Genomic DNA, 11,624 nt, shown 5'->3' on the forward strand with positions numbered 1-11,624 from the left:
TAAAGTTTCGTGCTCCTATCTGGATACTAGCTTTTAGGACTTTTCGTTTATTGATGATGATCTCTTACTCGATTATTATTCTACAATAACACCTGATTTTTGCCAATCTATATATTTTTTATTTAAAAGGTATTTTTTAAATAAAAACACAAACAAAATATAAAATTGTATTGGTTTATACATCTTTTGATTAAAATCAATATACTATAATCAATTGTAGAATTAAAAACGGCTCTCAAAATCTCAGTTTTTATTCTTCAAATCCAGCAGTTTCTAATATTTTACTAAAATGAAAAAAAGACGGCTTGTAACGTTTCTAGCCACAATTTTAATGACGTTAATCCTAACGATGGGGATTCGGGTCATTAACCAAACGCCTCTGTTAGCTCAAACGAACTCTAGCTTACTCGTATCGGCGGCGGCTAGTTTAAAAGAAGCCCTAGAAGAAATTAAGCCCGCGTATCAGCAAATTCACTCCAAGGTTGCTGTTAACTATAATTTTGGGGCTTCGGGAACATTGCAACAACAAATTGAAAATGGTGCCCCTGCGGATATCTTTTTCTCAGCCGCTAAAAAACAGATGGATGCTTTACAGGAAAAAAATCTGATTATTCCCGAAACTCGGCGTAATGTTTTGACCAACAACCTCGTTTTAATTGTTCCCAAAAATTCCACAGGTATTACCAGTTTTAGAAATTTAACCGATGCTAAAATTAAGCGAATTGCTGTAGGTGAACCGAGAAGCGTACCCGCCGGACAATATGCTGAAGAAGTGTTTAAAAATTTAGGGATTTTAGACGCGATTAAACCTAAACTGGTTTTAGGCAATAATGTGCGAAATGTTTTGGCGGCGGTAGAAAGCGGGAATGCTGATGCCGGGGTTGTTTATACAACGGATGCTAAACTTTCAAATCAGGTTAAAATTGTAGCAACTGCACCCGCCAATCTCCATTCCCCAATTGTTTATCCAGTTGCAGTTTTAAAAAGCAGTAAAGATCCAGCCTCGGCTAAAGAATATGTGCAGTTTTTAGCAAGCGATCGCGGCATGAAAATCTTTCAAAAATACGGATTTAGCAAAGCTAGTTAAAGTGATTTACCTAAACCCATGTCTTTAGATCTTTCTCCCCTCTGGATTTCCCTTAAAACCGCTTCAATTGCTACGGTCATTACCTTTTTTTTAGGCATCCTGGCTGCTTATTGGATGTTGAACTATCGGGGAAAAGGGAAATCAATTATTGAGGGGGTTTTTATTGCCCCTTTAATTTTACCGCCTACCGTTGTGGGTTTTTTATTACTATTATTCTGTGGTAAAAATGGCCCCCTCGGACAACTATTATCGCCCTTTAATATCAACTTGGTTTTTACTTGGTACGCCGCCGTAATTGCCGCAACGGTTGTGGCGTTTCCCTTAATGTACAAAACCGCATTAGGGGCATTTAAACAAATTGATCGCACCCTTTTACAAGTTGCTAGAACATTAGGTGGTTCTGAAATTACTATTTTTTGGCGAATTGCTTTACCGTTAGCTTTACCCGGTATTCTAGCTGCAACCATTTTGGCATTTTGTCGAGCATTAGGAGAATTTGGCGCCACCTTAATGATTGCGGGGAATATTCCAGGGGAAACCCAAACGATTCCGATGGCGATTTATTTCGCAGTGGAAGCAGGGGCGATGAAAGAAGCTTGGATTTGGGTTTTAGTGATTCTCACCGTTTCTTTCTCAGCCATTACGGTTGTTAACCTGTGGGAAAATGGAATCAAAAAGAAAGGGATAGAGCCCTATTCTAACCCATCTTTCCAAAGGTCGGATTTCAGATCAGAGCTTGATCACGGATTTATGATCTCTTCCCTGATTTCTGATTCCTCAATACCTCCCTATTTATCGATTAATATTCAGAAGAAATTACCGGGTTTTGAGTTAGAAGTTGCTTTTAATAGTGATGATCGTCCTTTAGGATTGTTGGGGGGATCGGGTGCAGGAAAAAGCATGGTTTTGCGGTGTATTGCGGGGATAGAAACACCGGATCGAGGTCAAATTATTTTGAATGGACGGGTTTTATTTGATTCTGAAAACAAAATTAATGTACCTCCCTGTGAGCGCCGGGTGGGTTTTTTATTTCAAAACTATGCTTTATTTCCCCATTGGACAGTGGCTCAAAATATTGCCTTTGGCTTACCCAAAGGAATGTCTAAAAATCAAATTCGGGCTGCTGTTGGAACCTTGTTAGCTCAGGTTCATTTAGAAGAATTGGGGAATCGTTATCCTCGACAACTATCGGGGGGTCAACAACAGCGAGTTGCATTAGCCAGAGCTTTAGCGAGTCAACCCGAAATATTATTATTAGATGAACCGTTTTCTGCCCTAGATACCTATTTACGAAGTCAACTCGAACATCAATTAATTTCTCTGTTATCTTTTTATCGAGGAGTTACATTATTTGTTACTCATAATTTAGAGGAGGCTTATCGAGTTTGTGAGAATCTTTTAGTCATGGATCAGGGAAAAGCGATCGCTTTTGATGTTAAACAAAACATTTTTGAGCATCCTCCTAATTTCCGCACGGCTCAACTCACTGAATGTAAAAACTTTTCTCGAGCAATTAGCCACAATTCTCAAACGGTAGAAGCGTTAGATTGGGGGTGTAGGTTACGAGTAATTGAACCCATTCAAGAACCTCTAGCTTATGTGGGAATTCGTGCCCATCAATTAAGCTTTCCTACAGATCCAAGTTCAGACAATACTTTTCCCTGCTGGCTGGCTAATACCAATGAAACTCAACATCGGATCACGTTATATCTTAAGTTAGCTTCTCCACCTGAAAATTTGGAAGATTATCATTTACAAGCCGAAGTTTTTAAAGAAAAATGGGCAACTTTAAAAGATCGTCCTCTCCCTTGGTTGGTGCAGTTACATTCTTTACGGTTATTTTTAATGTCGGAATAAATCAGTCTAATCTCTAACAAGGGGTTAAAAGAAGGTAAAGATTTTATTCCTAAAATTCTCTGATAAAATATTAAGATTTAGTTAGGGGTATATCTGCGGATATGCCTCTACGTTTAATTGAATTTACTTCAGTATTTTTCCAATTTTTTATTTTAGTAAAATAAGGGAGATTTATGAAAATAATTGAAATTCTATTGTTTTTATTGATTGATGCTTTTTTAATGATTATTTCACAATTTAAGGCTTGTTTCTTAGGGGTTTTAATGATACTCTATTTCTAAGGTTAAAGTGTTGCCTTAAATGCTTGACATAATTTTTTATCTGAAAGAAAAATTGACTTTTTTTCAACCTTGCTATTAATATCAAGCTTCCTCAGTATTTCAGAAAAAATGATCCAATCAGACTTAAGAAATAATTCCAATCCAAGGGTAGTTGGATGGGGATTATTGTGAGATTCCTCATCAATCTGATTGAATCGAAGTCAAGTTTGTTCTCAAATTGAGAACCGTTTATTGCAGCTACTCATAACTCCTAAATTTGGCTTAGAACAACCCAAGGAGGAAATTATGAAAGCCAAGGATATTATGACACAAGAAGTCGCCATAATTCGAGGTTCTGCAACGGTAGCCGAAGCTGTTCGACTGATGCGCTTAAAAGAAGTTCGGGCACTGATTGTTGAAGCTCGTCATCCAGAAGATGCCTATGGCATTGTCACGGAAACGGATATTATTGCTAAAGTCGTGGCTTACGGAAAAGACCCCAAACAGGTGCGAGTTTACGAAATTATGAGTAAACCTTGTATTGTGGTCAATCCTGATCTGAATCTGGAATATGTAGCCCGCTTATTTGCCAATACAGGGGTTTGGCGAGCTCCGGTTATTCAAGGGGAATTATTGGGGATTATTTCAGTCACCGATATTTTAATGCAAGGTGATTTCCTAGAAAATCCTAAATTAGTCTATCTCCAACAAAAGCTTCAGGAAGCCATCTCGAATGCTCGTTCTATTTCCGCCACCTCTGGTGATGATTCTAAAGCTGCGGCTGAAGCGTGGGAGTTGGTGGATGAAATTGAAGCCGAAGCGGGTTTTTATGGAGCTTTAAAAGCAGACAAAACCGCTAAGGAACTCTTTTTTGAACGGGAATCTCAGCCGGTTTCTATCAGCTAAACAATCGGGGTCAATGAGATAACCTGAATCCATGTCCAGCCATTGAGATTCGGTGATGTCATGTTAGGGCTAGATTTTTCTGGCTTCTTCCTCTAACCCCCTCTTTTTGTTTGAATAGTGATCGCACTCCAGTTATTTTGGTTCATAAATCAGTGCGATCACTCAATTCAATATTCTTTAACGTTATGTGCTTGCTATATAATCATTATCAACTATTTCTCTCCTTATGCCTGTTTAAGTCCCGCTAGTAAAATTTCGCAGGTTTCACCGTTATATCCTCGTTTCGGTTCCACAAAAACTTGATCACCCGCTTGAAGTTGTAGTTTGGTAAACTGTTCTTTACTTAAATGGGCAACAATTGGACGCTCATCAGCTAAGATTAAATCCACTTGAATATCCCATCCTAAATGAGTTACCCGTTTGACTAAAGCTGGAGACCTCAAATCTAAGTGATTGGTGATGTGAAGTTCAAGATCATGGGGACGAATAAAAATATTAGAAGTAGTAGGAGCCACTAAACCCAAATCTTGGAAAAGTGCAGCATGACTGGGTAATACATTAACAGTTCCGATAAATTGCATCACAAAAGGTGTCGCCGGTTGATCATAAATTTCTGAAGGGGTTCCCACCTGTTCTATTTTGCCTTGATTCATGACAACAATTTCATCGGCTACCGCCATTGCTTCTTCTTGGTCATGGGTGACAAAAACGCTTGTGACATGAACTTCATCATGTAATTGTCGTAACCAACTCCGCAATTCTAAGCGCACTTTAGCATCTAACGCCCCAAAGGGTTCATCGAGTAATAAAACCTGGGGTTGAACTGCTAAAGCACGCGCTAAAGCCACCCGTTGACGTTGACCCCCAGACAGTTGAGATGGATAACGATTTCCTAATCCTTTTAACTGAATTAATTCGAGTAATTCTTCAACTCTAGCTTTAATTTTGGGTCGAGGATATTTACGAATTTCTAAACCAAAGGCAATATTTTGGCGAACCGTCAGATGCTTAAACAGGGCATAATGTTGGAATACAAATCCAATATTTCGCCGTCGAACATCTAAATGAGTGGTATCTTGACCATTAATAATAATTTGTCCGCTATCAGGGGATTCTAAACCAGCGATCGCTCTTAATAAGGTTGATTTTCCCGAACCTGATGGCCCTAATAAAGCCACTAATTTTCCTTCTTTAACTTCCAAGTTAATCTTATCTAAGGCTTGAAAATTACCGAATAATTTAGAAACATTTTTAACCAGAATACTCATAATACCTCTAAAGTTAATTGAAAAACAACAAGTTTCAAAAAAAGCTTAATGATGATTGGTTTTGCGTTCTAAAATTTCTTTCAAAACTAAAGTCACTAACGCCAGTAACGCTAAAATAGTAGCGGCACCAAAAGCGGCTTCAGTTTGATAATTTTTGTAGGCTTGTTCCACAAAGGTTGGTAAGGTTAAAGTTCGACCTGCAATTAATCCAGAAACAACAGCGACGGCTCCAAATTCACCCATAGCTCTCGCATTAGTTAATAGAACACCATAGAGTAAACCCCATTTAATATTAGGAAGGGTTACACGCCAGAAGATTTGAAAATCTTGAGCCCCTAAAGTGCGGGCGGCTTCTTCCTGTTCTGAACCCACTTCTTCTAAAACCGGAATCACTTCTCTGGCGACAAAAGGTAAAGAAACAAATAGCGTTGCAAGTACCATTCCGGGGAGGGAAAATAATACTTTAATATCAGCATTTTGTAACGCTGCACCAAACCAACCATTGCGACCATATAACAACACAATCATTAACCCGGCTACCACGGGAGAAATGGCAAAGGGTAGGTCAATAATACTGATTAATAAGGTACGACCCGGAAATTGATTTCGAGCAATTACCCAAGCGGCACAGAGCCCAAATAAAGTATTAAGGGGAACCACAATCAATGCAATAATTAAAGTCAGTTGCATTGCGCTTTGAAAATCGCGGGTATTGATGGCGGTGATAAACTCTTGGGTTCCTTTATGAAAGGCTTCATAAAAAACAGCTATGGCGGGAATAAATAAAATTAAACCCAGATAAAGTAATGCAATGCCAATTAACAGCCATTGAACCCAAGGGAGAGGTTGAGAACTATCAGGTTTAATTGATGAACGGGATAACATAAAGAGTAAACCATCAATGAATATTAGACAAGAAGCATCAGGGAAAAAATCTTAACTTTTGAGAGAATAACGACGTCCCCACTGTTGCAGTGTATTAATTAACACTAATAAGAACAATGAAATGATCAATAAAACTGCACCAACGACGGTTGCACCGACATAATCATATTGTTCTAAGCGTTGAAAGACTAAAATAGGGGCAATTAAATCTTTAAAGGGAATACTCGAAGAAATAATCACCACTGACCCGTATTCTCCCACCGCACGGGAAAACCCAAGGGCAATTCCAGTTAAAATAGGAGGCATTAAGGGGGGGAGTAAAACTCTTAAAAAGGTTTGAAATTGAGATGCGCCTAATGACCATGCTGCTTCCTCTGTTTCCTGTTCCATTTCTTGTAAAACAGGTTGTAAAGTTCGCACCACGAAAGGCAACGAAATAAACAACATGGCAACGAAAACCCCTAAACGGGTGAAGGCTATTTTAATGCCAAAGGGGGCAAAAAATTGTCCGATCCAACCTTTATCGCTATAAACCGTTGCTAAGACTAAACCCGCAACGGAAGTGGGTAAAGCAAAGGGTAAATCAACAGTCGCATCGATTAATTTTTTCCCTGGAAATTGATAACGAACTAACACCCAAGCGATTAAAGTCCCCATCAGTCCATTCATTGCCCCTGCGGCTAATGCTGTTACAAAACTAACGTTATAAGCCGAAAGAGCAACGGGACTAAAGGCAATCTTCCAAAATTCCTGGGGAGATACCATTAGGGATTGTCTAATTAATGCTGTAAAGGGCAGAATTAACATGACAATCAAATAGAAAAAGGTAAAAACCCAAGGAAAAGAAAACCGCCTCCAAAGTTTTTTTAAGGCGTTATTGAAAGCGGGTTTTTGAGTGTTAAACTGGGCTACAGGAATCCTCATAAATACTTAATACTCTACAAATACTTGACGATTTACCAGCCATCTACTTCTGCTTTTGAGTCTTGCCAAACTTCGACATCCAGATCTGAAAGATAAATCATGGCACTATCGATTTGTTGGGGGGTTCCTTTTAGAAGTAAATCAAACCAACCATCTTCCCGCGCATTCTGACCTAAAATAGCCCCCCTAATATTCACTTCTAAACCGTAATTAGAAGCTAGACGAGAAATCACGGGTTCTTGATGGTATTCTTTAGGAATTCTGACTCGAATTCGAGAAATAAATTGATACTTTTCTCTGGCAGTGAACACAGATAAATTAGTATCATCCGGCTCGAATTTTGTTGAATTTAAAGACATTTTATTTTCCTTAAATCAAGAAATAAAAAGTGATGTAGGGGAGCAAAATCGTGCTATTTTCTATTTAGATTGAGCGATTTTAGCTTGCATTTGATCAAAAAATGCCCCATCCGCAAAAAATTGAGTATCTACCTGTTTCCAGCCCCCTAAATCTTTAACAGTAAACAGTTTTTCAACTTTAGGAAATTGGCTGGCAAATTCCGCTTCAACCGTTGGTTCAACGGGTCGAAATCCGACTTTCGCAAACTCTCGTTGTGCTTCAGGTGTAAATAAGAATTTGGTAAAGGCTTCTGCCACTTGACGGGTTCCATGTTTGTCTACATTGGCATCAACAACAGCCACAGGATTATCAATCGAAATGTTATAATCCGTCGGCACGATATAAGGTTGTTTATCTCCTTTTTGAGACGCTAAAATTACTTCATTTTCATAATTAATTAAGACATTTCCTTGACCTTGTTTGTAGAACACATCACTGGCTTCACGAGCGTCTTTCGGAAGCACAGGAACGCGACTAAACACAGTTTCAACAAAGCTTTGAGCTTCTGATTCCGTTCCTCCGGCTTGGGTAATGCTCCCCCACAAAGCCAGAACATTCCACTTCGCTCCCCCAGAGGTTTTGGGATTAGCAGTAATCACTTGAATATCATCACGGGTTAAATCAGACCATCCCTTGACACCGGAATTGGCATCCCGCAGTACCAAGGCGGCAACGGATTTATGCACGATAGAGTCATTGGGGAGTTCCTGTTCCCAACCCGGTTGGATGAGTCCAGCTTTCTCAATTTTGGCGGTATCTCCAGCTAAAGCTAAAGCCACCACATCGGCATCGAGGCCATCAATTACGGCACGGGTTTGGGAGCCAGAACCGCCATAACTTTGTTCAAACTCTACGGTCTGTCCCGTTTGGGCTTTCCACTGTTCTACGAACTTGGGAATGATGTTTTCATAGGCCGTTTTGGTGACGGCGTAGGATACGAGGGTGAGTTTAATCGGTTTGTCCGATGGAGCTTGGGGTGTTGCTGGATTATTGGCGGTGTTAGGTGAAGAGCAAGCCACCATCATCGTGTTGAGGGCTAGTCCGGTGACGACACAACCAAAGAATTTAGCAGAGGAACGGATTCGCATGATCAAACTCCTGAGATTAGGCTGGAATTCATTTACACAACCTTTCATTTTTAATTGTGGTTCAATCTTATCTTACTTTAAATTTAATTTCAATACATTTGCGATTCAAAATTTGAGGAGTTGCGTTTGCAATCAAATGCCTTTGCCATGTCAAGATAGAGAGTAGGTTGATCCAGTGGTGCAAGCGGAGTGTTCAACCCCGAAATATTGTGGAAGAAACTGCACACCCAGCATTGCTACCCCTAGGCCAGATATAGGTGATCAATCCGGTGAAGTCGCAGTAGGAAAGGACAATATGGCAGCACAAGCACCTTCAGCAGCAGCAATCGAGTTAGCAAAACTTTTGATTGAGAGTAACTACCTCTTCAAAGACTTAGAGATTAACTGGTTGGCTCAATATCTTCCTCCAGACCTCACGGTAGAAAAGCTTTATTCCAACCGTCCTGTGTATACGGCTTTTCGTCCTCATATTTTTTTAGATGTTCTCTACATTATTATTAGTGGCGGGCCAATTATTATCCGCAGTACCCCCCTAGACCGGATTATCACCATTAGCTATCCGGGGGGATGTTTCGGGATGAGAAATCTCCCGTTTAGTTTTGGTCAGATGAGTCGAGCGTTTCCCAGTTTAGTAGAAGCGTACAAAACCACCGATGTGATTAAGCTTCCCCTCGATACCCTCAAAGCCATTTATGAAAATAGCGAAGTCGTGCGGGAGCGTTATGATAAATTCTTTGAACTGCGGGAAAAATTTCAGTATCATTTACTCAATTGCAGTTCCTACCCGCCTCAAGCCGTTGCTGCCTTATTAAGAGCCTTAGTTTATCAAGAACGCAGTTTAGGAAATCAACCTCATTCTGATGGGGTTTATACGTTTGATTTACCCATTGATGTGATTGCCCGTTCCTGTCAATTAAACCACCGCACCGTTGAACAAGTCCTCAAAGGAATGCAAAAAGTGAAATTAATTGAAGCGGCTAAATCTCATGATGCTTCAGAAGACACCATTCGAGTCATTGACCCCGAAGGACTCAAAGAAACTTATAGTACGACCCGTGATAAAGTCTCCTGGTGGCCGTTGAAGTAATTTTAAAAGTTCGGTTCCTTAACATTTAACCGTCAACGGTTAACTTCAACAAAATAGTTGTACAGCGATTGATGAGTGATAGTATCATTGAGATGCTTGAACCGTTACCCCAAAAGAGGTTTAGCTATGTCACCCCAAGATCAAAACCGACGGGAACTTGCGAAAAGCGGTGATCCTAAAGCGATCGCAGACGCAATTAACCATTCCTTGAAAGCCAAAGGCATCAATGCCGATGTCATGCGAGATGACGGCTATCTCCATGTCATGCTCGAAGGCGATCAAGTTCCTAACCATCAAAAAGAGTTAGTGAACTTTGTCCGCAATGGCATGGATCGCCTCGGCGTTGAAACAATTTACACAATTAAAGTGTATGGACGTCAATTTGGAGATGATTTACCGTTTTGGGAAGAAGAAATTGTTCTCAGAACCCCACCCCCTCCCTCTATTCATTCAGTGGCTGATGTCCATTTAGATGAATCTTCTGTTCCCTTAGTGGATGACGAAGATGTAGACGATGATTATGAGATTGATGACGAAATTATCGACGATAACGATATTGTTGATGAGGAGGATTACCTGCCTCCAGGGAATCGTAATCCAGTATCAGATTATAATCCTGAAGAGGATGATGATCCTGATGATGATGATGATCAGGAGCAAACGACGCGAGAGGTGGAACCCAATCAGCCAAAAAGTAAGGTTTTGCTGTTGGCTTTGTTGGGTGGGTTCGGACTTTTAGCGATCTTAGCCGGATTACATTTGACTGGAATTTTCCGCTTACCCTTCCTTCCGTCCGCTTCTTCCCCGTCTTCGGAGTCTGCACCTTCTAACACATCTTCTGCACCCACTCCATCGGCTTCCCCAAAACCAGGTGCACCTCCAGCAACGCCGGCTGATCCGTTTGCAGAAGCAGTTAAAACAGCGACTAATGCAGCGAATTTAGCACAAACAGCCCAAACTAAAGCGGATTGGACAAAAGTAGCAACGGCATGGCAACAAGCCAGTGAATTGATGAAGAAAGTTCCCCAATCTCATCCGAAGTTTAAGGTTGCTGAAGATAGAGCCGTTGTATACGCAAATTATCAAAAAGTGGCACAACAAAAAGCTGCCGTTGCTCCGAATTAAAATACAGTTTACAGTTTCTAGTTGAACTGTATTTTAATTCAGATATGCAATTAGAATCTCTGTTGAGACTCAACCGTGTGATTCGGGTGATTGGGTTTGATGATGCCCCTTTTCAACGGGGAATTGATCAAACTGTTTATATTGCCGGAGTTGTTTGTGGAGGAACTCGCTTTGAAGGCATGGTTTGGGGACAAGTTAAACAAGATGGTTGGGATGCAACGGATCAAATTTGTCAGCTATTAATTAATAAAAAATTTTTACCTCAATTACATTTAGTTTTAATTGATGGGATTGGATTTGGCGGATTCAATTTAATTGATTTACCTGAATTAGCTGATCGTTTACAAAAACCCTGTGTTACTGTCATGCGACATTATCCTAATTTTAATAAAATTGAACAGGCAATTTATCATTTATCAGAACCTGAAAAACGACTCCAATATTTAAAAAAAGCTGGAACAATCTACACTTATCCCCCTTTTTTCTTTCAAGTATGCGGGGAAAATCCTGATATTATTAGGCTCGCTTTATCCCGGATAACAGATTGCGGAAATGTCCCAGAAGCATTACGATTAGCGCACCTGATTGGAGCCGCTATTATTCGGGGCCAAAGTGGTAGTCAAGCTTGATTTCTGTAGGGTTAAACCCTTAAGAAATTTTAAAGTTTCAATAAACAATTGTAAATTTTTGATAAAGTTACGATTCCTTTTGATCGCATTTTCAATGAAACCGATCCAA

11 protein-coding genes are annotated in these 11,624 nt (G+C 40.0%); 6 read left to right on the forward strand and 5 right to left on the reverse strand.

All coding sequences use genetic code 11. From position 1 onward, the window contains the following. Nucleotides 1–289: 289 nt before the first annotated feature. From modA to H6G57_RS22150, 3 genes are all read left to right on the forward strand, one after another. A complete protein-coding gene (gene modA / locus H6G57_RS22140) occupies nt 290–1,087 on the forward strand; it encodes a molybdate ABC transporter substrate-binding protein (RefSeq protein ID WP_072721252.1) in 798 nt (265 codons plus the stop codon). Between the two features lie 18 nt (nt 1,088–1,105). After that, nucleotides 1,106–2,944, forward strand: coding sequence for a molybdate ABC transporter permease subunit (gene modB, locus H6G57_RS22145; protein WP_190522564.1), 1,839 nt, complete (start codon nt 1,106–1,108; stop codon nt 2,942–2,944). Between the two features lie 566 nt (nt 2,945–3,510). Beyond that, nucleotides 3,511–4,110, forward strand: coding sequence for a CBS domain-containing protein (locus H6G57_RS22150; RefSeq protein ID WP_190522572.1), 600 nt, complete (start codon nt 3,511–3,513; stop codon nt 4,108–4,110). 224 nt (nt 4,111–4,334) lie between these two features. On the opposite strand, the gene H6G57_RS22155 is transcribed toward H6G57_RS22150, so the two are convergent. From H6G57_RS22155 to H6G57_RS22175, 5 genes are read right to left on the reverse strand one after another with little or no spacing between them, the layout of a single operon-like run. Further along, nucleotides 4,335–5,378, reverse strand: coding sequence for a sulfate/molybdate ABC transporter ATP-binding protein (locus tag H6G57_RS22155; protein ID WP_190522574.1), 1,044 nt, complete (start codon nt 5,376–5,378; stop codon nt 4,335–4,337). Nucleotides 5,379–5,423: 45 nt separating this feature from the next. Further along, complete coding sequence (gene cysW, locus H6G57_RS22160; RefSeq protein WP_190522576.1) at nt 5,424–6,263, reverse strand: sulfate ABC transporter permease subunit CysW; 840 nt, start codon at nt 6,261–6,263, stop codon at nt 5,424–5,426. A gap of 51 nt (nt 6,264–6,314) precedes the next feature. Next, nucleotides 6,315–7,187, reverse strand: coding sequence for a sulfate ABC transporter permease subunit CysT (gene cysT, locus H6G57_RS22165; RefSeq protein ID WP_190522578.1), 873 nt, complete (start codon nt 7,185–7,187; stop codon nt 6,315–6,317). A gap of 32 nt (nt 7,188–7,219) precedes the next feature. After that, nucleotides 7,220–7,546, reverse strand: a complete 327-nt coding sequence (locus H6G57_RS22170; protein ID WP_190522580.1) for an NIL domain-containing protein — start codon at nt 7,544–7,546, stop codon at nt 7,220–7,222. Between the two features lie 60 nt (nt 7,547–7,606). Then, nucleotides 7,607–8,674, reverse strand: a complete 1,068-nt coding sequence (locus tag H6G57_RS22175; protein WP_242049059.1) for a sulfate ABC transporter substrate-binding protein — start codon at nt 8,672–8,674, stop codon at nt 7,607–7,609. 295 nt (nt 8,675–8,969) lie between these two features. Between H6G57_RS22175 and H6G57_RS22180 the strand changes: the two genes are divergently transcribed. The 3 genes from H6G57_RS22180 to H6G57_RS22190 all read left to right on the forward strand — a co-directional run bounded on the left by H6G57_RS22180 (nt 8,970) and on the right by H6G57_RS22190 (nt 11,515). Continuing rightward, nucleotides 8,970–9,761, forward strand: a complete 792-nt coding sequence (locus H6G57_RS22180; protein ID WP_190522582.1) for a Crp/Fnr family transcriptional regulator — start codon at nt 8,970–8,972, stop codon at nt 9,759–9,761. 126 nt (nt 9,762–9,887) lie between these two features. After that, nucleotides 9,888–10,886: a hypothetical protein gene (locus H6G57_RS22185; protein ID WP_190522584.1), complete on the forward strand. Its 999-nt coding sequence runs from the start codon at nt 9,888–9,890 to the stop codon at nt 10,884–10,886. A 44-nt stretch (nt 10,887–10,930) separates the two neighbouring features. Continuing rightward, nucleotides 10,931–11,515 (forward strand): DUF99 family protein, encoded by a 585-nt coding sequence (locus H6G57_RS22190; RefSeq protein WP_190522586.1) that lies wholly within the window; start codon nt 10,931–10,933, stop codon nt 11,513–11,515. Nucleotides 11,516–11,624 lie beyond the last annotated feature (109 nt).

This window comes from Planktothrix sp. FACHB-1365, from assembly GCF_014697575.1.
Taxonomy (GTDB): domain Bacteria; phylum Cyanobacteriota; class Cyanobacteriia; order Cyanobacteriales; family Microcoleaceae; genus Planktothrix.